Here is a 23,358-nt window from a genome sequence, read left to right on the forward strand (position 1 = left end):
GCCTCTACAATTTATCTATTCAACCAACCAGCACTTAGAACTACTGTTAAACCTAAAAACGTCACTACCAATGCCCAAGTAACGCGGTTTAGGGTTGTTTCGGCGCTTTTGGTACTGCTAAATAACTGTGCCTGACCGCCGATTGCACCGATCCCATCACCTTTGGGACTGTGCAGTAATACCAAAACAATCAAACCCACGGCAGAGAATGCCCAGATAGCTTCAAGAACTGTAGTAACTGTCATAGTGCGAATTAGCTCGGATAGCGCAAAAAAAGTGTAGCTTACTTGCTTACTTATTTAACTTTACCAGCCCATTCTGACAGGAGTACGGGAAGATTGTACTTCATACATAGCTGGGGCGATTAAAGATTGACCAGTCATCTCTGCTGGTTGTGGCAGTTGCAAGATTTCTAGAATCGTCGGTGCGAGATCGGCAAGCTTGCCATCACTTCTGAGCGTTACTTCTGTACCGTAACCGGGGATCTTTGCTTTTTCACCTTCAATTAAAATGAAGGGGACTGGATTAGTCGTGTGTGCCGTCCAAGGATTTCCCTGTTCGTCGCGGAGGGATTCAGCATTACCGTGATCGGCTGTGACTAATGCCGTGCCTCCTACTTGAGCGATCGCCTCCAATAACCGTCCCAAGCATCGATCGACAGTTTCAACTGCTTCTACAGTCGCACCTATATCACCTGTATGACCTACCATATCAGGGTTGGCATAGTTCATGACTACCAGGGAGTAAACTTGTTGCTTTATTGCAGCGATCGCTACATCAGTCACCGCCTCAGCGGACATGGCTGGCGCTTTGTCGTAGGTCGCTACCATCGGACTCATCACCATTTCCCGATCTTCACCTGCAAATGGGTCTTCTAAGCCGCCATTGAAGAAGTAAGTGACATGGGCGTATTTTTCTGTCTCTGCGGTGCGAAACTGCTTGAGTCCATGCTGGGAGATGACTTCGCCTAAAATGTTATCGAGATTCTGCGGCTCAAAAGCGATGGGGACGGAAAGTTCGGAGTCGTATTGCGTAAACGTGAGAAATGATAAAGGCTCGATCTGCTGCCGTTCAAAGCCGTCAAAGTCTGGCTTGACAAAAGCATAAGTGAGCTGTCTGGCGCGATCGGGGCGAAAATTGTAAAAGACTACGCCATCACCTGGTTCTACCGCTCCCGGAGCGATGCGGGTAGGGATGACAAATTCATCAGTGACTCCCTCATCGTAGGAAGCTTGTAAGACCTCAACTGCCGATCGCCCGTCGCCTACACCGTCTTGAGTCATCACATCGTAAGCACGTTTAACGCGATCCCAACGGCGATCGCGATCCATTGCGTAGTAACGACCGCTTAGAGTGACGATCTGACCAACACCAATTGAATCTGCGTGTTCTTGAATCTGTTTGAGAGCTTCCACGCCTTCTGTAGGTGTTGTATCGCGTCCATCCGTAATTGCATGGATGCATACTTGAGCGATCTCTTGCGCCTTTGCTAAGTCTAGCAATCCTAACAAGTGGCTTAAATGAGAGTGTACCCCACCTTCCGAGCATAAGCCGATTAGGTGCAGTTTACCATTTCTGTTTTTGACTTCTCGGCATAACTGAGCGATCGCGGCGTTTTGTCCAATTGAACCATCTTCGACCGCGTCTGTAATTCTAACCAATTCTTGCGGTACAACTCGCCCTGCACCAATATTCAGGTGTCCGACTTCCGAGTTGCCCATTTGACCCTCTGGCAACCCTACTGCTTTGCCTGAAGTGCGAATTAGAGTTCTTGGATAGACTGCCCAGAGGCTATCCATTACAGGAGTTTTTGCAGATGAAATCGCGTTACCGTCTGCTGCCTCGCGATAACCCCATCCGTCTAATATCACTAGCACCACGGGAGCAACAGGTGCTTGGGTCATACGATGTTACCCTTTACTTTTGTTAACTCACCCGTCATGATACCACTACCGATCGTCTCTGCAAGGGTTTTTTTGCTGATTTTGTCATTTTCTCTACTATATCTTTCAGCTTTTCTAATGGGGATCGCCTTCTGGAAGGGGTGAGGAGTGAGGAGTGAGGAGTGAGGGAATTTTGGATTTTGGATTGTAATTCCGAATGCTCCCTTGTCTCCCTTGTCTCCCTTGTCTTTTTTTCTAACCCCTACTCCCTTTCTTAGCGGCAGCTTTAGCGGCTTTGGCGGCTTTTTTAGCAGCTTGCTCGGCAGCAATCGCAGCTTGTCTTTCCTGTTCTCGTTCTTCTGCTAATTTATTTTGGTAGTAATGGTAATCTCCCAAATAAACTCGAAATTCTCCATCGCGAATTTCAATAATTTTGTTGGCAACTTGAGAGATGAAGTAGCGATCGTGAGAAACAATCAGTACCGTACCATCGTAGTTTTGAATTGCTTCTTCCAGCATTTCTTTCGCTGGAATATCTAAATGATTTGTTGGCTCGTCTAAAATCAATAAATTTGCTGAACGTAACAGCATTTTTGCTAAGGCAAGACGGGCTTTTTCGCCTCCACTTAAGGCTGCAACTTTTTTAAATACCGTGTCCCCGCTAAATAAAAATCTTCCTAACAACGTGCGAACTTCTTCATTCGTCCAGTCGGGAACTTCATTATGGATTGTTTCCATGACGGTTTTGTTTAAATCTAAGGCTTCTGCTTGATTCTGCTCAAAATAGCTGGGAATCACGTTATGAGCGCCCAGTTCGACTACTCCTTCTGTCGGTTCCTCCATTCCCGTAATCAGACGCAGTAATGTAGATTTACCCGCACCATTGGGACCGAGAAAAGCAATGCGATCGCCTCTTTCTATTAAGAGGTTTCCACCTAAAAATAAGATTTTGTCGTCGTATATATGGGTTAAATCTTGAATTTTCACCACTTCTCGTCCGCTACGGGGTGCGGGTGGAAAGCGAAAATGCAGGGTTTTTAAGTCAGATATCGGTGCTTCGACACGCTCGATTTTATCTAATTGTTTTTCGCGGCTTTTTGCTTGTGTACTGCGAGTAGCACTAGCTCTAAATTTATCGACAAAAGCTTGCTGTTTGTCAAGTTCTTTCTGTTGCCGTTCGTAGGCACTTTGTTGTGCTTCCTTAGCTTCAAATTTTTGTTGTAAATAAATTGAATAGTTACCTAAATATGTGGTAGAAACCCCTCTTTCAGTTTCGACAATTTGAGTGCAAAGACGATCGAGAAATTCGCGATCGTGAGAAACAATTACCATCGGTGTAATTAACCCTTTCAGGTAATTTTCCAACCACTCAATAGTTTCTAAATCTAAATGGTTAGTTGGCTCGTCTAGCAGTAATAAATCGGGCTTTTGTAGTAAAATCTTTCCCAAACTCATTCGCATCTGCCAACCGCCACTAAAAGCGCTGACAAGGCGATCGCCATCTCCTGGTTCAAATCCCAGCTCTGGCAAGATTTTATCGATTTGCGCCTCCAAGCTGTAACCATCCAAAGCTTCAAACTGGCGCTGGAAGCGATCCATTTGTCGCAGAAGTTTATCTAATTCTTCGGGTGTTGCGGTTTCTAACTGATGTTGTACGTTTGTCAAACTTTCATGAACTTCGTTTGCCTCAACAAAGGCACGCCAGAATTCTTCCTTTACAGTACGAGTTGGATCTACTTCAAATTCTTGGGTTAAGTATGCTATGTGTAAACTAGCAGGACGAATCACCTCTCCAGTGGTTGGCTCAATCTCTCCAGCAATTATTTTCAGTTGGGTAGACTTGCCTGCTCCGTTGACACCTACTAAACCGATGCGATCGCCTGCTTTGACTTCCCAATTCACATCTTTGAGGACTTCACCAGTAGGATAAATTTTACTAATGTGTTCCAGTCGCAGCATTCATTATCTCCAGGGGCGATCGCTTCATCGACATCGTAACAAAATTTAATGGCGAAATGTAGGGTACGTTCTTCAAGACAGGGGAAAGATTTTGAGAATCTTAATTTCTGGGTTGAAGTCACCTAAGATGACTAACATGATTGACGCGCAGCCCTCACACCTCTATATTGAATTATCTTCATTAGGCTGTTGGTACGCAAATTCGGTGCATCAAATTGATTCAAACAAGGAATAACAAATGAGCTTGTATGATGAGACAATTTCCAAAATTCTCCAACTGCCAGAACCGCTTGTTAAGGAAGTAAGTCATTTTGTAGACTCTTTGCGACTAGACAAAGATAACACTCGCTCGGCTTTATGGATGCAATCTACGGAAGCATTGAAAATTAGCACTTCAGATTTATCAGATTATTCAAGGAATCCAGAAGAGTACGAAACACGTTTGGCGCGGGGAGAGATTCAGCAGTAGTTTGTGGTTGGTTGGATGGGGAGGAGGCGATCGCTCTACTTGGGTTCGTGGTAGCGATCGGAATTTCCAATCTCAAATTTATTCGTGTTGGTAATAAATCAGTTAGGGCGCATAGATGTACGGGCGCATAAATGATGTAGGGGCGCACAGCTGTGCGCCCCTACAAGATCTGTATTATTTCAAAATATCCATCGTGCGTCCATACAAAATCTGTATTATTTCAATATGTATATCAAAATGTCCATTTGTGATTTGGATCGTCTAGCGCCGCTTTTACTGAAGCTAAATTAGCAAGTTCTTTAAATGGGCTAGATTTAGCTATTTCTGTAATTGAATGTAAGGCTACTTCTAGTTCCTCGTTATTACCTGTTATAATTGCGCGATCGACTACATTGAACAAAGCCCGAAAATTTTCTGCTCGTTCGTCAAACGAGCGATTGAGATATCCTATCAATATTTCTCGCTGAGCGTTAATTATTGAAATTTCTAGTCCTTCTAAAATCTGCCGATCGCTTTGCGAAGCTTGCTGACCAATTCGCCGCTCGATAAAATCAACAAAACGTCCAACTGTGCGCATTTTGATATCAATCTGAAGTTGACTGTACTCCTCTGCTATCTGGTTAGCAGTTTCCCAGTCTGCTTGCAATTGACTAACTTTACTTTTGTAGCGTTTTTGAGCGCGTTCACCAATTTTTTTTGCTAGATCCATATCAGCCATACCTGCGACACACGCAAGCCCACCAAAAGCTGTAGTACCTAAAGCAATAGCACCAAGAATAATTGGAATCACAAATACTCCTATTTTTATTTATATACAACCAGGCGCACAACTGTGCGCTCCTACAAATATGTTTTGCGTGCTGCTAAGAATCACTAAATATCTTCTTAATTTACACGCTAATAATTTATAAAATTTGAGCTTTGAATGAAGGTAATTAAAAGCTTATATAAAGTCGAGCGATCGAGATTATGTTTAATAAATTACTGCGGGCAGATTGTAGGGACGCACAGATGTGCGCCCCTACAAGCCATGTATTACATCCAATGAAAAAAGCTAACAATGACCTCGTATAATTCCAAAATTCATCGCCGTCAGTCTATTCGTTTACGTGGTTATGATTATTCTCAAGCAGGTGCTTACTTTATCACCATTTGTACCTACCAAAAAGAATGTATATTTGGCGAAGTTGTGGATTGTCAAATGCACTTGAATAAAGTTGGATGTATAGTAGCTGAAGAATAGTTGCGATCGCCCACAATTCGACCAGGAATTGAATTAGATGAATGGGTTATCATGCCTAATCACATACACGCGATCGTTGTATTCACCTCTTCTGTAGGAATATCAGATCTAGGAGGGGCGCACAGCTGTACGCCCCTACCCGATGACACATCTCTACAAAAGATGCTATGTCGGAAACCGCGTTCTCTATCGTCATTGATTGCTGGGTTTAAGTCAGCTACTACTAAACGGATCAACGAAATACGTCAGACTCAAACAATACCTGTCTGGCAGCGAAATTATTATGAACAAATTATTCGAGATGAAGCATCTCTAAATAAAATTCAGCAATACATTATAAATAATCCTTCTAATTGGCTCTACGACTCAGAAAATCTAGGTAATCCTGCTTCACAGTAATATAGCTATTTTCTATTGTATGAAATATCAGATCTGTAGGGGCGCACAGCTGTACGTCCCTACAAATATATGGTAATCAAAAGAAAATTGATAAAGATTGCGATCGCACTTCCTCCCTCCGCAAATTCCAAAGCGCGATCGCATTTTTCCATCACGAGAATTTTCTGTGCCATAGTTTCACATACCAAAAAATTAATCCCCCCTAAACTTAGGAAGGATTATGCAATCATATTTTACCCTACCAAACCAAGCGCGATCGCCTTCTTAAGCACCCGCACTCGATGCAGCTAACTCTGCTAACTGTTCCTGCTGATCCTGGGCGATACAATCTTGAATAATTGTTTCTATGTCACCTTCTAGGACTGGGTTCAGAGAATAATTCTGTCCCAAACGATGATCTGTGACCCGATTATCTTTGTAGTTGTAGGTGCGAATCTTCTCCGATCGCGAACCCGTTCCAACTTGCGATCGCCGCATGGAAGTAACAGCTTCTTGTTGTTCCCGCAGCTTCATTTCGTACAATTTAGCTCGCAAGATTTGCATTGCCCGTTCTTTGTTTTGTAACTGGCTGCGTTCTTCCGTACAGAAAATCCGAATTCCCGTTGGTTTGTGGAATAAGTCTACCGCTGTCTCCACCTTGTTAACATTTTGACCGCCAGCACCGCCAGAACGAGCTGTTTTCATTTCAATCTCAGTCGGATCGATGTGAATTTCAACGTCATCCACTTCTGGCATCACCGCGACAGTAGCAGTAGATGTGTGAACTCGTCCCCCTGCTTCCGTGACTGGTACGCGCTGAACGCGGTGAACCCCTGCTTCAAACTTGAGTTTGCTGTAGACAGAATCGCCCTGAATTTCTAGCACTGCTTCTTTAAATCCGCCCATTTCTGCCAGAGATTCGCTCACTAGCTTGACGCGCCAGTTTTGAGTTTCGGCATAGCGGGAATACATTCTAATTAAATCTCCAGCCCAGATACTTGCTTCATCGCCACCAGTACCTGCCCGAATTTCTAACATAATATTCTTGTCATCGTTCGGGTCGCGGGGTAGCAGCAAAACCTTCAAGCGCGTTTCTAGCTGTTCCAACTGCGCTTCTAATTCCTGCACCTCCAAAGCTGCCATTTCCTGCAACTCTGGATCGCTAGCTGCTTCTTTTAAAACTTGACGCGCTCCTTTAAGCTCTTCCTGAGCGGTTTTCCAAGTTTCATAAGTATTGACGACTTCTTCAAAAGAAGAACGAGCCTTCGCGACCCGATGCATCTCTACCGGATCGGTAGCAATATCTGGGTCGGCAAGGCGACGAGTCAATTCATTGTAGGTTTGCTCGACTGATTTGAGCTTATTTAGCAGGTAAGGTTCCGCCATAATTGCGATCGCTCAGCAAATAGTAGATTGGGTCATATACGAAAATTTTAGACTTCAGATTTTTCTAACTTAAATCCAAAATCTAAAATCCAAAATTGAACTGACCGCGCTACTTCTTCTTGGGCTTTCCTTCTGTATTGCCTGCTTGGGAGGAATCCATCATGCCGTATTTTCTCAAGAAGCGTTCTACGCGCCCTTCAGTATCGATAATCTTTTGAGTTCCAGTATAGAACGGGTGATTGCCAGACCAGACATCAACGTGGAGTTCTGGCTTGGTCGAACCAACAGTCATTACTAGTTCCCCGTTGCAGTAAACCTTAGCTTCGGGATACCACTGCGGATGAATATCTGGTTTTGCCATCTTTTTTTCCTATTTTTCTAATCTTATTGTAGCTTTTGGCTGGTAATAGCTAGTAAGTAATAGGCAACTACCAATTACCCATTACCAATTACCCATTACCAATTTATCGCTTCGAGAATTGAGGAGCTTTCCGTGCTTTATGTAAGCCGTATTTCTTCCGTTCTTTAGCTCTGGGATCGCGAGTTAAATAACCCTCTTTCTTCAGATGCAAGCGATTTTCTGGCTCCAATTGACAAAGGGCGCGAGCAACTCCTAAACGAATTGAATCGGCTTGTCCGGTTAAGCCGCCGCCGTGAGCGTTTACGAGAATGTCGTATTCGTTCTCTAGACCTAGCGTCTCTAGAGGTGCTTTAGCGGCTGCAAGGTAGCTGGCATTGAATTGAAAATATAAGTCGCCAGCTTTACCATTGACGACGAGTTGACCGTTACCTGGAACTAGACGAACTCTAGCTACAGACGCTTTGCGTCGTCCTGTACCCCAGTACATGACTCGCCCGTTAGTGGCAGGGGTTTGTGTTGCTTGCATTACTTGTCTCCTGGGATGGTTTGAATTTTAATTGCTTCTGGTTTCTGTGCTTGATGGGGATGTTCTGCACCAGCGTAGACTTTGAGCTTAGTAAAGAGTTGTCTGCCCAAGCTATTTTTTGGCAGCATACCTTTAACAGCTTGTTCTACAATGCGCTCTGGTATCCGTGCTTGAAGTTGAGCAAAGGTTTCGGTTTTCATTCCGCCAGGTCTTCCAGAATGACGGCGGTAAACTTTTTGACTGCGTTTTTTCCCTGTAACTTTGATCTTCTCAGCGTTAACAACGATGACAAAATCACCAGTATCCATATGTGGAGTAAATTCTGGCTTATTTTTGCCTCGCAAAATATTAGCAATTTCAGTGGCGAGCCTGCCTAAACGCTGGTCAGCGGCATCGACCAGATACCACTGCTGATTAATCGTATCTTGAGGGGGGATGTAGGTTTTGGTCATGGTGGTTTTACTATCCTGAAATAATCTACTGGAATATTTACCCTAAAATAATTTACTTGAAATAATTTGGGTTCATGTTTGTGCGGCAGCCTGAGAAAGTAGAGCAGATGCTATACAGGATGGAGTAGAAATCGGCTCTGTCTGTTCTGTTGGGGCAGCGGTTACATCTGGTAAGAAAAACTGGGGTTGCGTATCATACCAAACTTCAGCAGGAAAAGGAAATTCAGTATAGCCAACTCGCAGCAGGCACAAGCCAGCAGCAGGGGCGGCGTACTTGACTTCGGCGCGGCGTTGCTGCTGCCAAATCTCGGTAAAATTGGCTAGCGATCGCTGTCCGCTACCCACTTGAACCAGCAATCCCAGTAATAACCGCACCATGCCGTACAAAAAGCCATTTGCCTGCAATTCAATTTGCACGAACGAACCTTGACGATGGCATTCCGCTGCTTGTACTTCTACCCAAGAATGAGCGCGACTAGAACCCGCCCGATGAAAAGCTGCTAAATGGTGGTTGCCGAGTAGAGGTTTTAATGCTGCTTGAATTAATGATTCATCTAGAGGTACGTGATAATAGTGCCAGCTAAAAGCTTTGGCAAACAAATTCGGTCGGGGGTCGGTGTAGAGAGTGTAGCGATAGCGCCGCCACTTAGCAGAAAAGCGGGCGTGCCAATCCAAGCTCACCTCAGCCGAAGCGCGAATTAAGATATCTTCTGGCAGACGACTGTTGAGAATTGCTGCCCAGCGATGAGCTGGAATCGGACAATCAACTACATCAAAGTGAGCGACTTGGGCAGCAGCATGAACCCCAGCATCCGTTCTGCCTGCTCCATGAATGACAATTGGATAACCCAAGACCTTGGCGATCGCAGTTTCTATTTCTTCCTGAACCGTACGCTGCTGCGGCTGTCGCTGCCATCCATGAAAACGAGTACCCAGGTATTGAATTACCAGGGCGACTCTACTTGTCAATTCAGGTTGCCGAACAGCCATTTCCAAAGCGCCACAGTATTTTAAACGAGTTCGATAATTGCCATTTCTGCGTTGTCGCCCCGACGGCGTATCGTTTGTAAAACGCGAGTGTAACCACCAGCGCGGCTACCATAGCGATCGGGGACTTGCTCGAAGAGAGCGTGTACGAGTTGCTTATCGTAGATATATCCCATAGCTTGACGACGAGCTGCTAAAGAGCCGTCTTTAGCTAGGGTAATCATTTTTTCTGCTTCAGACTGTACGACCTTTGCTCTTACTTTAGTCGTGGTAATTCGTCCGTGTCTGAGTAGTTCGGTGGTCAGCGCTCTTAGTAGGGCGCGGCGTTGGTCTGCTGGTTTACTAAGTTTTTTAATGCTATTGCGGTGACGCATGATCGTAAAAGGATGTAGGGTCGGGGGTGAAGGATGGATTGCTACATCCTTCTTTCAAAGAGTATTTCAGGTAGGTTTAGAAGATTTTTCGTGCGGCAAGGTAATGCCTAGACGCTTCTGCAAGGCTTCGATCACTTCCTCTGCGGACTTCTGACCGAAGTTCTTAATTTCTAGTAGATCTTCTTGGGTGTAGTCTAGTAAGTCAGCTACCGAATTCACCTGCGCTCGTTTGAGACAGTTGTAAGCCCTAACGGAAAGTTGCAATTCTTCAATTGGAATCTGACTAGTCGGGTCTTCGTCGGCGGGAATTTCGTCTTTCATCGCCGCCAGCGAGATGTCTTTTAAGGGTGTGAACAGGTCAACGAGAATATTTGCGGCAGAAGAAAGGGCTTCTTGCGGTGTTAGGCTACCATTTGTCCAAATTTCCATAATCAACCGATCTTTTTGCAGCGAGCCGTCTACCCGCGCATCTTCAACGCTGTAGTTGACCTTACGAACTGGCATAAAGATCGAGTCAATTTGCAGGTAATCGATGGACGTAGCTTCGTCGCGCCCTCGTTCGACCGTGCGATAGCCCTTTCCCCGTTCGACCCGAAATTCCATTTCTAATTTCGCCCCGTCTGCTAGGGTAGCTACGTACTGATTGGGGTCGATAATTTCTACTTCTGCTGGTAGATCGAAATGAGCCGCAGTAACTGTAGTAGCCCCGTGGACGAGCAATCGACCGGTTACGGCTTGCGAGGAGTGGCTTCTGAGGACGATTTCTTTCATCTGCATCAGAATTTCCATTACGTCCTCGCGCACGCCAGGAATTGTAGCAAATTCATGGCTTACTCCTGCAATTCGGACGGCTGTGACTGCTGTACCTTCTAGATTAGAGAGTAAAATTCGCCTTAAGGCGTTACCTACTGTCGTTCCTTGACCGCGATCGAGAGGTTCCAAGACGAACTTACTATATTGACTCCGATTCTCCTGCGTAATAGACTCAACACATTCGATTTGAAATTGCGCCACGGAGTAACCTCCCCTATTGTTAGCTCCTATAAATTGGCATAGCAACCGCTTGCCTGAATTACATGCCTGAATTTTTTTACCTGAATTTCTGACTTGATTTATCCGTTCCGCCGTTTCAGTTTCTAGCTGACTTTTGGGACAAGATAACGCGATCGCCCACTGGACGAACGCGCAGGTTGCAGAAATTTCCACATCTTTTTGGACATTTGAGTTTACACTCGGCGGCGTTTGGGCGGACGACAGCCATTATGTGGAATAGGCGTGATGTCGCGAATTAGAGTAATTTCTAATCCCGCCCCTTGCAGCGCTCTAATTGCTGTTTCTCTGCCTGCTCCAGGTCCGCTGACCATGACTTCGATCTGACGCATACCTTGGTCAACTGCGCGTCGTGCAGCACTTTCAGCGGCAGTCTGCGCGGCAAAAGGAGTGCCTTTCTTCGCTCCCTTAAAGCCGCTAGAACCAGCCGATGCCCACGAAATCGCATCGCCATTTTGATCTGTAATGGTGACTATGCTGTTGTTGAATGTGGATTGGATGTATGCCATGCCATTTGGTACGTTGCGTTTTTGCTTTTTCGTACCGCTTTTCTTAGTTGGTCGCGCCATAGGGTTACGATCGGTTTAATTTTGCTCTACTCAATTCAAAAATGCTCTATATTGCTAGGAAGTTATTTATTTCCCTGGAGCCTTTTTCTTCCCTGCTACCGTTTGTCGTCTGCCTCGACGGGTACGAGCATTGGTACGAGTGCGTTGTCCTCTAACGGGTAAGCCCATCCGATGACGACGACCCCGATACGTACCAATATCGATCAGGCGCTTGATGTTCATCGTCTCCAAACGCCTTAAATCTCCTTCAACTTGATAGTTTGCTTCTATCTCGTTTCTCAGAGCTGCTACATCGGCATCGCCGAGATCTTTGACGCGGGTATCTGGGTTGACACCTGTAGTCGCCAAAATTTCTTTCGATCTCGTTAAGCCGATCCCATAAATATAGGTCAGACCGATCTCAATCCGCTTATCTCGCGGAAGGTCTACACCAGATATCCGTGCCACGCTGTTTCTCCCTAGTCTTGCTTTGCTGCAACAATATTCACTCTTTCATGGTGTTAACTGAGACACCATATGGCGACGATCGCCGCCAATCATTTTATAGTTAGCCTTGACGTTGCTTGTGTTTCGGGTTAGAACAAATAACCATTACCCTACCTTTACGGCGGATAACGTTACACTTTTCACAAATTCTTTTTACAGAAGCTCTAACTTTCATGACTTTTACATTACAAACTCTATATTATAATACTACGATTGGATTTTCCGCAAGAATTTAGCACTCCTACTGAGTTTTCGGACTTGGATGTTGCTAAAAATTAACTTCAATTATTTTTTGCGCAGTCTATAGGTAATTCTACCTTTAGACAAATCGTATGGCGTGAGTTCGACTTTCACGCGATCGCCAGGTAGAATCTTGATATAGTTACGGCGAATTTTGCCGGAGATGTGGGCGAGTACGTTAAAGCCGTTGTCCAGATCGACGCGAAACATAGCGTTAGGCAGCGATTCTGTCACCGTGCCTTCCATTTCAATTAAATCTTGTTTAGACAACTTGTTGATTCCTCAACTCTACTGATTTTTCTGTGGAATTAGCTCTAGCACTTTTGGACATATTTTTCCACCGTTAATATATCTTATCGAAAATCGGGAGTCGGGAAGAAGAGAACTGAAGAAGCAGAGGGGCTTCAGGCGCAGAAGGCGCTGCACCGCTCGCTTCAACACAAGAGCGCACCGCGCACCAACTTCTTACCAACTACCAATTACCCACATCCCACAACATCCCCAATAGTTAGCTATGAACTGCTGTTTGCAGGTGAGCCATCACTTCTTCCATCGAGCGATCGCCATCTACTGAAACGAGTTGTTGGCGATTGCGGTAGAAATCAATTAAGGGCGAAGTTTCTTGGTGATAGACTTCCAAGCGACGGCGAATCACTTCTTCAGTGTCGTCAGCTCGTCCTTCTTTTTCTGCCCGTTTCAGCAACCGATCTACAACGATCGCTTCTGGTACTTCTAGATTCACCACTCGCGTAGAACCTTGGTTAAGCTTTTGCAGCAGTTCGTCTAAAAATACTGCTTGGCTGAGCTTGCGAGGAAACCCATCTAGAATCCATCCCGCTTGCGCGTCTGATTGCTGAAGGCGTTCGGCAACGAGATCGTTTACTAGCTGGTCGGGGACGAGTTCGCCTCGGTCGGCATAGCCTTGAGCTTGAATTCCTAAAGGCGTGCGATCGCGCATAGCTTGGCGCAAAATATCACCAGTCGAGATATGAGGGATCTGCCAGGAATTGGCAAGGTGTTTTGCTTGCGTGCCTTTACCTGCTCCTGGCGGTCCCAAAAAAATCAATCGCGGCACTACTTCACCATTCCTTCATAACGCTGGGAGATCACATAGGTTTGAATCTGTTTTGCCGTGTCAATTGCCACACCAACCAGAATCAACAGCGAAGTCGCTCCTAATCCTTGGAAAGTCGGAACTCTAGTAGCACTTTCTACTGCTGTAGGAATAATCGCCACTGCGCCAAGAAAAACAGCTCCCAAAAATGTCAATCGATTTAATACCCGCTCGACGTATTCGCTGGTTGCTTTACCTGGTCTAATTCCTGGAATACTAGAACCCATCTTCTTCAAGTTCTGTGCCAAGTCAACCGGATTCACGATCAACGTGGAGTAGAAATAACTGAAGAAAACAATCATTACGAAGTACACTAGGGCGTAGAGCCAAGGCGTAGAACCGCCAGGACTGATTGCATTGGAGATGTTAATCACGTATTCGTTTTGGGTAAACCTAGCGAGTGAAGCTGGCAGAATTAGGACGGCAGAAGCAAAAATAATTGGCATTACACCGCCTTGATTCAACCGCAAAGGTAGATAGCTACTCCGCTCTAGATAAAGCTTGCGTCCTACTTGACGACGAGCTGAAATAATCGGAATGCGGCGCGTGCCTTCTTGGACGAAGACAATTCCGACAATCATGACTAAAAATACCAGCAACAGAACGATGACTCGTCCGATGGTTTCCCTGCCTCCAGTTTGTGCCAGAGTAATAGTATCGCCCAAAGATTTAGGTAGAGAGGCAACAATGTTGACAAAAATCAACAGTGATGCACCGTTACCGACACCGCGCTCCGTAATCAGTTCCGATGCCCACATGACAAACATCGAACCAGCTGTGAGTGCGATCGCGGTTTCAATCACAAATACTGGTCCTGGGTTAAGGGCAAACGGTCTGATCCAAATTGCTGCAATAAACGTACTTTGTAGAATTGCCCAACCTAAAGCGACGTAGCGGGTGACTTGAGAAATTTGTCGTCTACCTGCCTCACCCTCATTTTTCTGTAAATTCTCTAAAGCTGGAATCGCAGCCGTCAGTAATTGAATTATGATTGAGGCATTAATGTAAGGCAATATTCCTAAGGCGAAAACTCCCAAAGTTGAAAGTCCGCCGCCGGAAAAGATGTCTAAAAAACCGATGACAGCACTATTATTTTGTACGCTTTGAGCGAACTGTTCGCGATTGATTCCTGGTACGGGTAAAAATACACCCAAGCGAGCCAAAATTAACATGCCAATAGTCACGAGCAACCGTCCTCTCAGTCCGGCTGCCTGTGCCATTTGCATGAAAGTTTCTTGAGCTGTTGGGGCTTTATCTCGACTAATCATAAACGGCTACCTTTCTACTGCCATAGGCATTTGCGTTAAATAACTTCAGTGAAAAACTTTGGCTACTTAACGACTTCACAACTCCCGCCAGCTGCTTCTATCTTGCTTTTAGCTGATGCTGTAAAAGCTGCCGCTTGTACCTTGAGAGCAACGTTTAATTCCCCATCTCCCAAAATTTTAAGCGAACCTTTAGCAGCTTTAATTATTCCCGCCTCTTTTAACGAGGACAAGTTTACTTCCGTATCAGCAGGAAGTGAAGACAGCTTGCTTACATTAATCGTAATGTATTCTTTACGATTAATAATTGGAAAGCCTTTCAACTTAGGTAGACGGCGATACAAGGGCTGCTGTCCGCCTTCAAATCCTGGTCTAGTGCCACCACCAGAACGGGCTTTTTGTCCGCGCATCCCTTTGCCGGCACTCGCGCCCTGTCCGGCAGAAACTCCTCGACCGAGACGACGAGCGCGTTTTTTTGAGCCTTTTTGGGGTCTAACGTCAGTTAGTCTCATAACTTTTTTGTTAGTTTGTCATTGGTCATTGGTTATTAGTCATTGGTCATTTGTTTGACGCATGACGATTAGACGATATAGAGCTTTTCTACTGGAATGCCGCGTTCTTCTGCGACTTCAGCAAAAGTGCGGAGTGTAGCAAGGGCATTAACGGCAGCTCTAGCATTATTCAGGGGGTTGTTGGAACCTAGCTGTTTGGCTAGAATATTCCGCACTCCTGCTAATTCCAGTACGGTTCTGACTGCACCCCCCGCAATTACACCCGTTCCAGGTGCGGCTGGACGCATTAAGACTTTTGCGCCGCCACCAGTGCCATTAGTTGGATGGGGAATCGAGTTAGATTTGGTCAATGGGACATCAATGAGATGTTTTTTGCCATCTGCTACGCCTTTTTTCACAGCGCCGATCACATCTCCAGCTTTACCTACTCCGATCCCAACTTGACCGCGCTCGTTACCGACAGCGACAATGGCACGGAAGCTGAGTTTTTTTCCTCCCTTGACGACCTTACTCACCCGCCGGATTTGAATCACCCGCTCTTGAAAAGTTGTTTCTTTTTCTTTAGTGCGATTAGCTTTGCGACGACCTGTTGCCATATTGAGTGCCTCTAAAAATGTTAATTGCTAATTGTTAATCGTTCATTGTTAATTGCCATCAACTATTAACTATTAACTATTAACAAATTAAAAATCTAATCCTGCTTCCCGTGCTGCGTCAGCTAGTGCTTTGACTCGACCGTGGTAGAGGTTTCCGCCTCGGTCAAAGACAACTTGTGATATACCTTTAGCTTTAGCGCGTTGGGCAATTAATTTACCGACTTCCACTGATGCTTCGCACGTTCCTTTAGATTCGAGGGATTTTAAATCTGGGTCTAAAGTAGAAGCAGCTACCAAAGTATGATGTTGGGAATCGTCTATGACTTGAGCGTAGATATGCTGGTGAGAGCGAAACACTGCTAGGCGCGGGCGTTCCGTACTGCCTACGACAACTTTTCTGATCCGACGATGCCGTTTTTCCCTGGATTCTTGACGACTGAGCTTCATAATTACTTCTTACCTGCCTTACCAGCTTTACGTCTGACGGCTTCTCCGGCGTAGCGAACGCCTTTACCTTTGTAGGGTTCGGGCGGGCGCTTGTCGCGAATTTGAGCGGCGACGTTGCCAACTAATTCTTTGTCAAAGCCGCTGACAATGACATTCGTGTTGTTTTCTACTGCAAGTTGGATGCCTTCGGGTGGCTCGATTTGTACGGGATGGCTGTAGCCAAGACTGAGGACTAAGTTGCGTCCTTGAACTTGCGCTCGGTAGCCGACTCCCTGAATTTCTAACCGCTTTTGGAATCCTTGCGAAACTCCATCCACCATATTTGCCACTAGGGTGCGGGATAAACCGTGGAGTTGGCGCGAGAGGCGGGAATCATCTTGCCGTTTGACTAAAATTGTGTCTCCTTCCTGTTCCACCGTAACGGCACTGGGAAGGACGCGAGCGAGTTCCCCTTTAGGACCTTTGACGGCAACGTGGGAGCCGTTAATGGTGACGGTAACCTTGCTGGGGATGGTAATGGGACGTTTGCCGATTCGAGACATGATGAACTCCTTGTTTGTCATTAGTCATTGGTCGTTGGTCATTGGTGAATAGAAATGACAAATAACAAATGACAAGTGACGAATTTACCAGATATAGCAGAGAACTTCGCCACCTAGACCTTGACGGCGGGCTTCGCGATCGGTCATGATGCCGTGCGAGGTGGAGATGATAGCAATGCCAATACCACCTAATACTCGCGGTAATTCTTTTCGGTTGGAGTAAACTCGCAGTCCTGGTCTGCTGACTCTTTTGAGCGCCGTGACGATCGGCTGGCGATTTTTACCCTTGTACTTGAGGGTAACTACCAGATTGCGTTTTACCCCTTCTTGCGCTTCTTCTTCAAACTGGGCGATAAAACCTTCTTCTTGTAAGACTCTGGCAAGGTTGCGAGTCATTTTGGTAGAAGGGATTTTTGTTGTCTGATGCCGCGCCATATTAGCATTGCGGATGCGCGTCAGCATATCAGCAATTGTGTCGTTAGCCGCCATCGTTTCCTCTTGTAGAATTTATTGATCTCGGAAGGGCATACCAAATGCTTTGAGTAAGGCACGACCTTCCTCGTCAGTATTGGCAGTGGTAATGATGGAAATATCCATACCGCGAATTTGGTCGATACTGTCGTATTCGACTTCGGGGAAAATTAGCTGTTCTCTTACGCCAAGGGTGTAGTTACCGCGTCCGTCGAAGCTTTTGGGGCTGATGCCGCGAAAGTCACGAATCCGAGGTAAGGCAAGATTGACAAAGCGATCGAGGAAAGCGTACATGCGATCGCCCCGTAGAGTTACCATAATGCCTACTGGCATCCCCTGACGAATTTTAAAGCCCGCGATCGCTTTTTTTGCTCGCGTGACTACGGGTTTTTGACCTGCGATCGTTGCTAGCTCAGTCAAAGACGATTCCATTGCTTTAGCGTTTTGTGCTGCTTCACCTAAACCTCGGTTTATGGTGATTTTCACTAGCTTGGGGACTTGATGGACGTTTTTGTATTGAAATTGCTCCACCAATTGCGGCACAATTTTCTCTTGGTATATGCTTTTGAGTTTTGACGATGCCATAGTCTTTCCTTGTTTACCCTGGTCTTGGTCAGGGAATTATATTTGTCATTCGTCATTTGTCAATCACTCATCACTAATGACTAGTGACTAATGACCCATGACTAATTATTTGTCGATGATTTCACCAGTTTTTTTCAGCATCCGCACTTTTTTTCCTTCTTGGTTGAAGGTATAGCAAATTCGGCTAGCGACGTTTTGCTTGGTGGAATAGTGCATGACGTTGGAACTGTGGATGGGAAATTCTAAGGTAACGATCCGACCCGATTCCCCTTCTTCTTTGGGCTTGACGTGCTTAGTTTTGACATTTACGCCTTTGATAATCACTTGGCTTTTTTCTGGAAGCGATCGCACAATTTCGCCGACTTTACCTTTATCTGCTCCAGAAATTACCTGTACCGTATCGCCAGTTTTGACGTGCATTTTGTGGCGAACTGGTTTATTTTCTTTGGCTCCTTTTCTCTTTGCCATTACAGCACCTCCGGCGCTAAAGAAACGATTTTGGTATAGTTTTTATCCCGCAGCTCTCTAGCTACAGGTCCAAATACCCGCGTTCCTCTGGGGTTGCCATCTTGGTTGATAATCACGGCAGCATTGTCATCAAAACGAATGCTCATGCCGCTATCACGTCGCAAACCTTTGCGGGTACGAACGATCACCGCTCGCACGACATCGGATTTTTTGACTCCCATATTGGGAATGGCATCTTTAACGACGGCGATAATTACGTCGCCGACGTTCCCGTAACGACGATTACCAGCGCCAAGGACGCGGATACACATTAATTTTCGCGCCCCACTATTGTCCGCGACGTTGAGATAGGTTTGGGGTTGAATCACTGTTGTTCTCCCGTTGTGGTAGTTACAGCAGCGATCGCGGTGGTGGGACTATCGAGAATCTCTATCACTTCCCAGCGTTTCGTACGGCTGAGAGGTCTAGTTTCGCGAATGCGGACGCGATCGCCCTCTTTACATTTATTCTCTTCGTCATGAGCTTTGTAGCGCCGAGTACGCACGACAATTTTGGCGTACTTGGGGTGAGGAGAGCGGTTTTCTACCGCAACTACCACAGTCTTTTGCATTTTGTCGCTCACGACTAAGCCAATTCTTTCTTTGACTGCCATCGTTACTTACTCTTCTGTTGCGGGTTCAGCTTCATTCGTGTTTGCCAGTTGGCGCTCGCGTTCCACCGTCAGCAATTGCCCTAACCGATGTTTGGCGTGCTTGATTTGGTGCGGCTTTTCTAACTGGCGAGTTGCTTTTTGCAAGCGCAGGCTAAACAATTGCTTTTTAATCGCAATAATTTCTGTTGCTAACTGTTCGTCAGTTAATTCTCTAGCTTCTGAAATCTTAGGTAGGGGCATGACTTATACTTGCTCCTCCTCGCGCATAATAAACTTTGTTTGAATTGGTAGTTTGTGAGAAGCCAACCGCATTGCTTCGCGAGCAGTTGCTTCTGGTACGCCAGCGATTTCAAACAAAATTCGTCCTGGCTTAACTACAGCTACCCAAAACTCAGGCGAACCTTTACCCGAACCCATACGGGTTTCAGCCGGACGCATGGTAACGGGTTTATCGGGGAAAATCCGAATCCAAATCTTCCCACCACGACGGATATAGCGAGTCATGGCGCGACGGCTTGCCTCAATTTGCCGAGAGGTAATCCAAGCTGGTTCTTGAGCTTGTAGGGCAAATTCACCAAAGTTGATGTTGCTACCTCTGGTGGCAAGTCCTTTCATTCGTCCGCGTTGTTGTTTGCGGAATTTTGTTCTTCTAGGGCTTAGCATGGTTTGTCATTCGTCATTTGTCATTTGTCATTTGTCATTTGTCATTTGATGACGAATGACAGTTAACCTTCGTTAGAACGGTCTTCAAACTGCTGCCGTCGGCGCTGCTGTTGACGGCGGCGGGGTTGATTGGTTCCAGGGGTAGGCTGTGGTTCTTGTCCAGGGATAATTTCTCCCTTAAACGCCCAAACCTTGATTCCTAAAATGCCGTAAATGGTTTTTGCGGTACAGTAGGCGTAGTCTATATCTGCCCGTAAGGTGTGTAATGGCACTCTACCTTCGCGCGTCCATTCTGTACGGGCAATCTCTGCGCCGTTAAGCCGACCGCCAACTTGAACTCTAATCCCTTGAATGCCTGCTCTTTGAGCGCGTTGAATCGCTTGGCGTACTACGCGGCGGAAGGAGACGCGACGCTCTAACTGTTGCGCAATGTACTCGGCAATTAGAAAGGCATCGGCATCAACTTGGGCGACTTCGACAACGTTAATCCGAATTTGGCGTTGGCTGCCCAGAAGTTCTTGAAGTCCGTTACGCAAGGCTTCAATGCCAGCTCCACCACGACCGACGACTACACCAGGGCGAGCAGTGCGTAACTCTAGCTCGATTTGATCTGCTTTACGCTCGATCCTAACTTCAGCAATTCCGGCATTATTGGCAGCATAACGACCTAGCTTCTGCTCGATGTATTGCCGTAGTTTATAGTCTTCTTGGAGAATTTCAGGATATCGCTGTGGCTCGGCAAACCAACGAGAGTGGTGTTCTTTGGTAACGCCGAGGCGAAAACCGACTGGATGAATTTTTTGTCCCATAGTTGAGGGGTAAGGGGTAAGGGGTAAGGGGTAAGGGATAAGAGGCGAGAGGCAAGAGGTTTTTCCCCTCAGCTCCCTCAGCTTCCTCAGCTTCCCCAGCTCTCTTTATTGAGCTGCTACGGCGATCGTGATGTGACAGGTCGGCTTGCGAATCTGATACGCTCGCCCTTGCGCTCTCGGACGGAAGCGCTTCAGCACTGGTCCTTGGTCGGCATAGGCTTGGGTAATTTTTAGCTCGGATGGTTCTAATCCAGCGTTGTGTTCGGCATTAGCAACGGCAGAACGCAGCACTTTCAATACTGGTTCACAGGCACGGTAAGGCATGAACTCTAGAATAATTAATGCTTCCCGATACGATCGCCCCCGAATTTGATCGAGGACGCGCCGCACTTTAAAAGGAGACATGCGAATGTAACGGGCGATCGCTTTGATTTCTTGTGTATTAGTTGTGTTTGTAGCCATAACTTTCTCCGTTTTTGTCATTCGTCATTTGTTATTTGTCATTAGCTAGAAACAAATGACTAATGACTAATGACAAATGACTACCTACCTGCTTTTTTGTCACTCTTGGCGTGACCGCGAAAGGTGCGGGTGGGAGCAAATTCACCTAATTTATGTCCTACCATTTGTTCGGAAACATAGATGGGAACGTGCTGTCTGCCGTTGTGAACTGCGATCGTGTGACCGACCATCTGTGGCAGAATTGTCGATGCTCGCGACCAAGTTTTGATGACCTGTTTTTCGCCTCGTGAATTCAGCTTTTCAATTTTGCTGAGTAGGCTATCGGCAATGAAAGGACCTTTTTTTAAAGAACGACCCATAGTTTTATGTGGTTGGTAATTGGTAGTTGGTAGTTGGTAATTGGCGATTTAGGCAAGAGGCGAGAGGCAAATTTTGACTTTTGACTTCCCATTACCTATTACCCATTACCCATTACCCAAATTTAGCTTTCGCGACCGCCACGTCCACGCTTGGAGGATTTACGACGACGACGGACGATTAAAGCAGAACTTGGTTTTTTCCGCTTACGAGTCTTCATACCTAATGCTGGCTTACCCCAAGGGGTAACTGGACCCGATCTACCAATGGGCGCTCTACCTTCACCACCACCGTGTGGGTGATCGACGGGGTTCATAACGCTACCCCGAACGTGGGGCTTTTTACCTTTCCAACGGGTGCGACCAGCTTTTCCTGCGCTGAGGTTTCTCGCGTCGGTATTACCAACTTGTCCAATTGTGGCGTAGCATTCACGACGAATCATGCGGACTTCGCCGGAAGGGAGCTTGAGGGTGACGTAATTACCTTCTTTGGCTACCACTTGGGCGCTAGCACCAGCAGCACGGACAATTTGTCCGCCGCGTCCTGGTGTTAGTTCGACGTTGTGGACTGTCGTACCAAGGGGGATGTTAGCTAAAGGTAATGCATTACCGTCTTCAATAGGCGCATCCACTCCGGCTGTCACGACTGTTCCTACTTTCAAGCCGTTTGGCTGAAGAATGTAACGCTTTTCTCCATCTTGGTAATAAAGTAAGGCAATCCTAGCGTTCCGATTGGGATCGTATTCGATCGCTGCGACTTTGGCTGGAATGTTGCGCTTGTCGCGTTTGAAATCGATGATTCGGTAGAGTTGCTTATGTCCGCCACCGCGAAAACGAGAAGTGATGACACCGCGATTGTTCCGTCCTTTAGGATTGTGAACGTACTTTACCAGCGACTTTTCTGGTTCGCTTTTGGTAATTTCAGCAAAATCGGAAACGATCCGTTGGCGCGTGCTAGGGGTGTATGGTCTATAGGAACGAGTACCCATAATTTTTTTCCTTAGTCATTTTTCCTTAGTCATTTGTCATTTGTGGCGATAACGAATCACGAATAACGGATGACCGGCTTAAACATCTGGGAAGAGAACTTGTCTGATCTTGTCTTCATCCCCAGGTGCTACGGTAACGATCGCTCGCTTGTACTGGGGCTTGAATCCCACAAACCTACCTACCCGCTTTTTTCTTCGAGGTTTGAGCAGGGTGTTGACTTGTACGACTTTAACTTCAAATAAGTCTTCGATCGCGGCTTTAATTTGCGGTTTGCTAGCTTGAGGAGTCACGTCAAATGTATATTTGTTCTGCTCCATCAACCGCGTGGCTTTTTCAGTCAAAATTGGGCGGCGGACGATATCTGGTAACTGGCGGGGGTCGATCTTAAGCACTGTAGACCTCCTGAATCATATTAAGGGCGGATGATGTAGCGACAATTGTGTCAGCGTTGAGGATGTCATAAACGTTTAATTCATCGGCTGAAATTAAAGTCAGTTTGGCGATATTACGGGCTGACAAGTAAACGTTTTCTGTTTCTTCAGCGACAATTAATAAAACTTTCGTGCCTGGGTCTATTCCCCAACGCGCGATCGCGGCTGTCATTTCTTTTGTTTTTGGTTGCGAGATCTGCTCGGCAAAGTCTTCTACGACGACCATATCATCAGCTCTACTCGCAAAAGCCGTGCGCAATGCCAGCAATTCCTCTTTGCGGTTCATTTTCAAGTTGTACGTTCTCGGCTTGGGTCCGAAGGTGACACCACCACCACGCCAGAGGGGCGATCGGATCGAACCAGCACGAGCGCGTCCCGTGCCTTTTTGTCTCCAAGGTTTGCGACCGCCGCCTCGGACTTCCGCACGGGTTTTGGTGTTGGCAGTTCCTTGACGGGCATTTGTTAATTGTTTAATTAAGGCGCGGTGAACGACATGAGAAGCGCTTGTTTCTTTTGCCACTCTTAATTCAAGCGTCGCCTGTCCGACTGCTTCACCTTGCCAATTTTTGACTACGCACTCAACCATTTTGGGCTTTACCTGATTAGATTTCTCTGGAATTTAGATTGGTAAT

Annotated in this window: 35 protein-coding genes and 1 pseudogene; 2 read left to right on the plus strand and 34 right to left on the minus strand. The window is 46.2% G+C overall.

The annotated features are described in order from the left end of the window. Nucleotides 1-11: 11 nt before the first annotated feature. The 3 genes from secG to CHRO_RS00805 form a co-directional block, all read right to left on the minus strand. A complete protein-coding gene (gene secG, locus CHRO_RS00795; RefSeq protein WP_015152268.1) occupies nucleotides 12-245 on the minus strand; it encodes a preprotein translocase subunit SecG in 234 nt (77 codons plus the stop codon). 60 nt (nucleotides 246-305) lie between these two features. Continuing rightward, a complete protein-coding gene (gpmI, locus tag CHRO_RS00800; RefSeq protein ID WP_015152269.1) occupies nucleotides 306-1,904 on the minus strand; it encodes a 2,3-bisphosphoglycerate-independent phosphoglycerate mutase in 1,599 nt (532 codons plus the stop codon). 234 nt (nucleotides 1,905-2,138) lie between these two features. Next, on the minus strand, nucleotides 2,139-3,842 hold the full coding sequence (locus CHRO_RS00805) for an ABC-F family ATP-binding cassette domain-containing protein (protein WP_015152270.1): 1,704 nt from the start codon (nucleotides 3,840-3,842) through the stop codon (nucleotides 2,139-2,141). Nucleotides 3,843-4,080: 238 nt separating this feature from the next. On the opposite strand from CHRO_RS00805, the gene CHRO_RS00810 reads away from it, so the two are divergent. Then, nucleotides 4,081-4,311 carry a hypothetical protein gene (locus CHRO_RS00810; protein ID WP_015152271.1) on the plus strand — a complete coding sequence of 77 codons (231 nt, stop codon included), beginning with the start codon at nucleotides 4,081-4,083 and terminating at the stop codon, nucleotides 4,309-4,311. Nucleotides 4,312-4,543: 232 nt separating this feature from the next. Here the strand turns inward: CHRO_RS00810 and CHRO_RS33095 are convergent, their stop codons facing one another. Then, nucleotides 4,544-5,101, minus strand: coding sequence for a hypothetical protein (locus tag CHRO_RS33095; RefSeq protein WP_015152272.1), 558 nt, complete (start codon nucleotides 5,099-5,101; stop codon nucleotides 4,544-4,546). 270 nt (nucleotides 5,102-5,371) lie between these two features. On the opposite strand from CHRO_RS33095, the pseudogene CHRO_RS00820 reads away from it, so the two are divergent. Then, a pseudogene (locus CHRO_RS00820) lies at nucleotides 5,372-5,953 on the plus strand (transposase). 264 nt (nucleotides 5,954-6,217) lie between these two features. Here CHRO_RS00820 and prfA read toward each other — a convergent pair. The 30 genes from prfA to rplD form a co-directional block, all read right to left on the minus strand. Beyond that, complete coding sequence (gene prfA, locus CHRO_RS00825) at nucleotides 6,218-7,318, minus strand: peptide chain release factor 1 (RefSeq protein ID WP_015152273.1); 1,101 nt, start codon at nucleotides 7,316-7,318, stop codon at nucleotides 6,218-6,220. 109 nt (nucleotides 7,319-7,427) lie between these two features. Further along, on the minus strand, nucleotides 7,428-7,679 hold the full coding sequence (gene rpmE, locus CHRO_RS00830; RefSeq protein ID WP_015152274.1) for a 50S ribosomal protein L31: 252 nt from the start codon (nucleotides 7,677-7,679) through the stop codon (nucleotides 7,428-7,430). A 103-nt stretch (nucleotides 7,680-7,782) separates the two neighbouring features. Then, on the minus strand, nucleotides 7,783-8,205 hold the full coding sequence (rpsI, locus tag CHRO_RS00835; RefSeq protein ID WP_015152275.1) for a 30S ribosomal protein S9: 423 nt from the start codon (nucleotides 8,203-8,205) through the stop codon (nucleotides 7,783-7,785). After that, nucleotides 8,205-8,657 (minus strand): 50S ribosomal protein L13, encoded by a 453-nt coding sequence (gene rplM, locus CHRO_RS00840; RefSeq protein ID WP_015152276.1) that lies wholly within the window; start codon nucleotides 8,655-8,657, stop codon nucleotides 8,205-8,207. Before rplM ends, rpsI begins: the two co-directional genes overlap by 1 nt. A 72-nt stretch (nucleotides 8,658-8,729) precedes the next feature. Next, nucleotides 8,730-9,647, minus strand: coding sequence for a tRNA pseudouridine(38-40) synthase TruA (gene truA / locus CHRO_RS00845; RefSeq protein WP_015152277.1), 918 nt, complete (start codon nucleotides 9,645-9,647; stop codon nucleotides 8,730-8,732). Between the two features lie 20 nt (nucleotides 9,648-9,667). Further along, a complete protein-coding gene (gene rplQ / locus CHRO_RS00850) occupies nucleotides 9,668-10,018 on the minus strand; it encodes a 50S ribosomal protein L17 (protein WP_015152278.1) in 351 nt (116 codons plus the stop codon). 66 nt (nucleotides 10,019-10,084) lie between these two features. Further along, the gene (locus tag CHRO_RS00855; protein ID WP_039714880.1) at nucleotides 10,085-11,032 is read right to left on the minus strand and encodes a DNA-directed RNA polymerase subunit alpha; all 948 of its coding nucleotides are present in this window, start codon (nucleotides 11,030-11,032) and stop codon (nucleotides 10,085-10,087) included. A gap of 212 nt (nucleotides 11,033-11,244) precedes the next feature. Beyond that, the gene (gene rpsK / locus CHRO_RS00860; RefSeq protein WP_015152280.1) at nucleotides 11,245-11,637 is read right to left on the minus strand and encodes a 30S ribosomal protein S11; all 393 of its coding nucleotides are present in this window, start codon (nucleotides 11,635-11,637) and stop codon (nucleotides 11,245-11,247) included. A gap of 66 nt (nucleotides 11,638-11,703) precedes the next feature. After that, nucleotides 11,704-12,084 carry a 30S ribosomal protein S13 gene (rpsM, locus tag CHRO_RS00865; RefSeq protein ID WP_015152281.1) on the minus strand — a complete coding sequence of 127 codons (381 nt, stop codon included), beginning with the start codon at nucleotides 12,082-12,084 and terminating at the stop codon, nucleotides 11,704-11,706. Nucleotides 12,085-12,184: 100 nt separating this feature from the next. Continuing rightward, the gene (gene rpmJ, locus CHRO_RS30170; RefSeq protein WP_015152282.1) at nucleotides 12,185-12,298 is read right to left on the minus strand and encodes a 50S ribosomal protein L36; all 114 of its coding nucleotides are present in this window, start codon (nucleotides 12,296-12,298) and stop codon (nucleotides 12,185-12,187) included. A gap of 110 nt (nucleotides 12,299-12,408) precedes the next feature. Then, entirely contained in the window at nucleotides 12,409-12,633 is a 225-nt protein-coding gene (infA, locus tag CHRO_RS00870; RefSeq protein WP_006196724.1) for a translation initiation factor IF-1, read from the minus strand. Nucleotides 12,634-12,871: 238 nt separating this feature from the next. Beyond that, a complete protein-coding gene (locus CHRO_RS00875; RefSeq protein WP_015152283.1) occupies nucleotides 12,872-13,438 on the minus strand; it encodes an adenylate kinase in 567 nt (188 codons plus the stop codon). Beyond that, on the minus strand, nucleotides 13,438-14,745 hold the full coding sequence (gene secY, locus CHRO_RS00880; RefSeq protein ID WP_015152284.1) for a preprotein translocase subunit SecY: 1,308 nt from the start codon (nucleotides 14,743-14,745) through the stop codon (nucleotides 13,438-13,440). The genes CHRO_RS00875 and secY overlap by 1 nt, the downstream gene beginning before the upstream one ends. 62 nt (nucleotides 14,746-14,807) lie before the next feature. Then, nucleotides 14,808-15,254, minus strand: a complete 447-nt coding sequence (rplO, locus tag CHRO_RS00885) for a 50S ribosomal protein L15 (RefSeq protein ID WP_015152285.1) — start codon at nucleotides 15,252-15,254, stop codon at nucleotides 14,808-14,810. Nucleotides 15,255-15,322: 68 nt separating this feature from the next. Beyond that, a complete protein-coding gene (rpsE, locus tag CHRO_RS00890; protein WP_015152286.1) occupies nucleotides 15,323-15,850 on the minus strand; it encodes a 30S ribosomal protein S5 in 528 nt (175 codons plus the stop codon). An 87-nt stretch (nucleotides 15,851-15,937) separates the two neighbouring features. Then, on the minus strand, nucleotides 15,938-16,297 hold the full coding sequence (gene rplR / locus CHRO_RS00895) for a 50S ribosomal protein L18 (RefSeq protein WP_015152287.1): 360 nt from the start codon (nucleotides 16,295-16,297) through the stop codon (nucleotides 15,938-15,940). A gap of 2 nt (nucleotides 16,298-16,299) precedes the next feature. Beyond that, on the minus strand, nucleotides 16,300-16,839 hold the full coding sequence (rplF, locus tag CHRO_RS00900) for a 50S ribosomal protein L6 (RefSeq protein WP_015152288.1): 540 nt from the start codon (nucleotides 16,837-16,839) through the stop codon (nucleotides 16,300-16,302). An 84-nt stretch (nucleotides 16,840-16,923) separates the two neighbouring features. Further along, on the minus strand, nucleotides 16,924-17,328 hold the full coding sequence (gene rpsH, locus CHRO_RS00905; RefSeq protein ID WP_015152289.1) for a 30S ribosomal protein S8: 405 nt from the start codon (nucleotides 17,326-17,328) through the stop codon (nucleotides 16,924-16,926). An 18-nt stretch (nucleotides 17,329-17,346) separates the two neighbouring features. Continuing rightward, nucleotides 17,347-17,895: a 50S ribosomal protein L5 gene (rplE, locus tag CHRO_RS00910; RefSeq protein WP_015152290.1), complete on the minus strand. Its 549-nt coding sequence runs from the start codon at nucleotides 17,893-17,895 to the stop codon at nucleotides 17,347-17,349. Nucleotides 17,896-18,000: 105 nt separating this feature from the next. Next, entirely contained in the window at nucleotides 18,001-18,363 is a 363-nt protein-coding gene (rplX, locus tag CHRO_RS00915) for a 50S ribosomal protein L24 (protein WP_015152291.1), read from the minus strand. Continuing rightward, nucleotides 18,363-18,731, minus strand: a complete 369-nt coding sequence (gene rplN / locus CHRO_RS00920; protein WP_015152292.1) for a 50S ribosomal protein L14 — start codon at nucleotides 18,729-18,731, stop codon at nucleotides 18,363-18,365. The genes rplX and rplN overlap by 1 nt, the downstream gene beginning before the upstream one ends. After that, nucleotides 18,728-19,015 (minus strand): 30S ribosomal protein S17, encoded by a 288-nt coding sequence (gene rpsQ / locus CHRO_RS00925; RefSeq protein WP_015152293.1) that lies wholly within the window; start codon nucleotides 19,013-19,015, stop codon nucleotides 18,728-18,730. Before rpsQ ends, rplN begins: the two co-directional genes overlap by 4 nt. Nucleotides 19,016-19,021: 6 nt before the next feature. Further along, nucleotides 19,022-19,255, minus strand: coding sequence for a 50S ribosomal protein L29 (rpmC, locus tag CHRO_RS00930; protein WP_015152294.1), 234 nt, complete (start codon nucleotides 19,253-19,255; stop codon nucleotides 19,022-19,024). A gap of 3 nt (nucleotides 19,256-19,258) precedes the next feature. Then, a complete protein-coding gene (gene rplP / locus CHRO_RS00935; RefSeq protein WP_015152295.1) occupies nucleotides 19,259-19,678 on the minus strand; it encodes a 50S ribosomal protein L16 in 420 nt (139 codons plus the stop codon). A 62-nt stretch (nucleotides 19,679-19,740) separates the two neighbouring features. Continuing rightward, nucleotides 19,741-20,487 (minus strand): 30S ribosomal protein S3, encoded by a 747-nt coding sequence (rpsC, locus tag CHRO_RS00940; RefSeq protein ID WP_015152296.1) that lies wholly within the window; start codon nucleotides 20,485-20,487, stop codon nucleotides 19,741-19,743. Nucleotides 20,488-20,592: 105 nt separating this feature from the next. Next, complete coding sequence (gene rplV, locus CHRO_RS00945; RefSeq protein WP_015152297.1) at nucleotides 20,593-20,949, minus strand: 50S ribosomal protein L22; 357 nt, start codon at nucleotides 20,947-20,949, stop codon at nucleotides 20,593-20,595. Between the two features lie 80 nt (nucleotides 20,950-21,029). After that, nucleotides 21,030-21,308: a 30S ribosomal protein S19 gene (gene rpsS / locus CHRO_RS00950; RefSeq protein WP_015152298.1), complete on the minus strand. Its 279-nt coding sequence runs from the start codon at nucleotides 21,306-21,308 to the stop codon at nucleotides 21,030-21,032. 122 nt (nucleotides 21,309-21,430) lie between these two features. After that, nucleotides 21,431-22,294, minus strand: coding sequence for a 50S ribosomal protein L2 (gene rplB / locus CHRO_RS00955; protein WP_015152299.1), 864 nt, complete (start codon nucleotides 22,292-22,294; stop codon nucleotides 21,431-21,433). Between the two features lie 78 nt (nucleotides 22,295-22,372). Beyond that, nucleotides 22,373-22,687: a 50S ribosomal protein L23 gene (locus CHRO_RS00960; protein ID WP_015152300.1), complete on the minus strand. Its 315-nt coding sequence runs from the start codon at nucleotides 22,685-22,687 to the stop codon at nucleotides 22,373-22,375. Beyond that, nucleotides 22,680-23,312 carry a 50S ribosomal protein L4 gene (rplD, locus tag CHRO_RS00965; RefSeq protein ID WP_015152301.1) on the minus strand — a complete coding sequence of 211 codons (633 nt, stop codon included), beginning with the start codon at nucleotides 23,310-23,312 and terminating at the stop codon, nucleotides 22,680-22,682. Before rplD ends, CHRO_RS00960 begins: the two co-directional genes overlap by 8 nt. Nucleotides 23,313-23,358: the final 46 nt, after the last annotated feature.

It is taken from the genome of Chroococcidiopsis thermalis PCC 7203 (assembly GCF_000317125.1).
In the GTDB taxonomy this organism is placed as follows: domain Bacteria; phylum Cyanobacteriota; class Cyanobacteriia; order Cyanobacteriales; family Chroococcidiopsidaceae; genus Chroococcidiopsis; species Chroococcidiopsis thermalis.

Excerpts from the sequence above, each read along its gene's own strand:
- rpsS (WP_015152298.1), bottom strand. The coding sequence starts at position 21,308 with ATGGGTCGTTCTTTAAAAAAAGGTCCTTTCATTGCCGATAGCCTACTC.
- rplM (WP_015152276.1), bottom strand. The coding sequence starts at position 8,657 with ATGACCAAAACCTACATCCCCCCTCAAGATACGATTAATCAGCAGTGG.
- rplP (WP_015152295.1), bottom strand. The coding sequence starts at position 19,678 with ATGCTAAGCCCTAGAAGAACAAAATTCCGCAAACAACAACGCGGACGA.
- rpmJ (WP_015152282.1), bottom strand. The coding sequence starts at position 12,298 with ATGAAAGTTAGAGCTTCTGTAAAAAGAATTTGTGAAAAGTGTAACGTT.
- rpmC (WP_015152294.1), bottom strand. The coding sequence starts at position 19,255 with ATGCCCCTACCTAAGATTTCAGAAGCTAGAGAATTAACTGACGAACAG.
- rpsC (WP_015152296.1), bottom strand. The coding sequence starts at position 20,487 with ATGGGACAAAAAATTCATCCAGTCGGTTTTCGCCTCGGCGTTACCAAA.
- rpsI (WP_015152275.1), bottom strand. The coding sequence starts at position 8,205 with ATGCAAGCAACACAAACCCCTGCCACTAACGGGCGAGTCATGTACTGG.
- rpmE (WP_015152274.1), bottom strand. The coding sequence starts at position 7,679 with ATGGCAAAACCAGATATTCATCCGCAGTGGTATCCCGAAGCTAAGGTT.
- rplR (WP_015152287.1), bottom strand. The coding sequence starts at position 16,297 with ATGAAGCTCAGTCGTCAAGAATCCAGGGAAAAACGGCATCGTCGGATC.
- rplD (WP_015152301.1), bottom strand. The coding sequence starts at position 23,312 with ATGGTTGAGTGCGTAGTCAAAAATTGGCAAGGTGAAGCAGTCGGACAG.
- rpsH (WP_015152289.1), bottom strand. The coding sequence starts at position 17,328 with ATGGCGGCTAACGACACAATTGCTGATATGCTGACGCGCATCCGCAAT.
- secG (WP_015152268.1), bottom strand. The coding sequence starts at position 245 with ATGACAGTTACTACAGTTCTTGAAGCTATCTGGGCATTCTCTGCCGTG.
- rplV (WP_015152297.1), bottom strand. The coding sequence starts at position 20,949 with ATGGCTACAAACACAACTAATACACAAGAAATCAAAGCGATCGCCCGT.
- CHRO_RS00805 (WP_015152270.1), bottom strand. The coding sequence starts at position 3,842 with ATGCTGCGACTGGAACACATTAGTAAAATTTATCCTACTGGTGAAGTC.
- rplE (WP_015152290.1), bottom strand. The coding sequence starts at position 17,895 with ATGGCATCGTCAAAACTCAAAAGCATATACCAAGAGAAAATTGTGCCG.
- rplB (WP_015152299.1), bottom strand. The coding sequence starts at position 22,294 with ATGGGTACTCGTTCCTATAGACCATACACCCCTAGCACGCGCCAACGG.
- rplX (WP_015152291.1), bottom strand. The coding sequence starts at position 18,363 with ATGGCAAAGAGAAAAGGAGCCAAAGAAAATAAACCAGTTCGCCACAAA.
- secY (WP_015152284.1), bottom strand. The coding sequence starts at position 14,745 with ATGATTAGTCGAGATAAAGCCCCAACAGCTCAAGAAACTTTCATGCAA.
- rpsE (WP_015152286.1), bottom strand. The coding sequence starts at position 15,850 with ATGGCAACAGGTCGTCGCAAAGCTAATCGCACTAAAGAAAAAGAAACA.
- CHRO_RS00810 (WP_015152271.1), top strand. The coding sequence starts at position 4,081 with ATGAGCTTGTATGATGAGACAATTTCCAAAATTCTCCAACTGCCAGAA.
- rpsK (WP_015152280.1), bottom strand. The coding sequence starts at position 11,637 with ATGGCGCGACCAACTAAGAAAAGCGGTACGAAAAAGCAAAAACGCAAC.
- rplF (WP_015152288.1), bottom strand. The coding sequence starts at position 16,839 with ATGTCTCGAATCGGCAAACGTCCCATTACCATCCCCAGCAAGGTTACC.
- gpmI (WP_015152269.1), bottom strand. The coding sequence starts at position 1,904 with ATGACCCAAGCACCTGTTGCTCCCGTGGTGCTAGTGATATTAGACGGA.
- truA (WP_015152277.1), bottom strand. The coding sequence starts at position 9,647 with ATGGCTGTTCGGCAACCTGAATTGACAAGTAGAGTCGCCCTGGTAATT.
- rpsQ (WP_015152293.1), bottom strand. The coding sequence starts at position 19,015 with ATGGCAGTCAAAGAAAGAATTGGCTTAGTCGTGAGCGACAAAATGCAA.
- rplQ (WP_015152278.1), bottom strand. The coding sequence starts at position 10,018 with ATGCGTCACCGCAATAGCATTAAAAAACTTAGTAAACCAGCAGACCAA.
- rplO (WP_015152285.1), bottom strand. The coding sequence starts at position 15,254 with ATGAGACTAACTGACGTTAGACCCCAAAAAGGCTCAAAAAAACGCGCT.
- prfA (WP_015152273.1), bottom strand. The coding sequence starts at position 7,318 with ATGGCGGAACCTTACCTGCTAAATAAGCTCAAATCAGTCGAGCAAACC.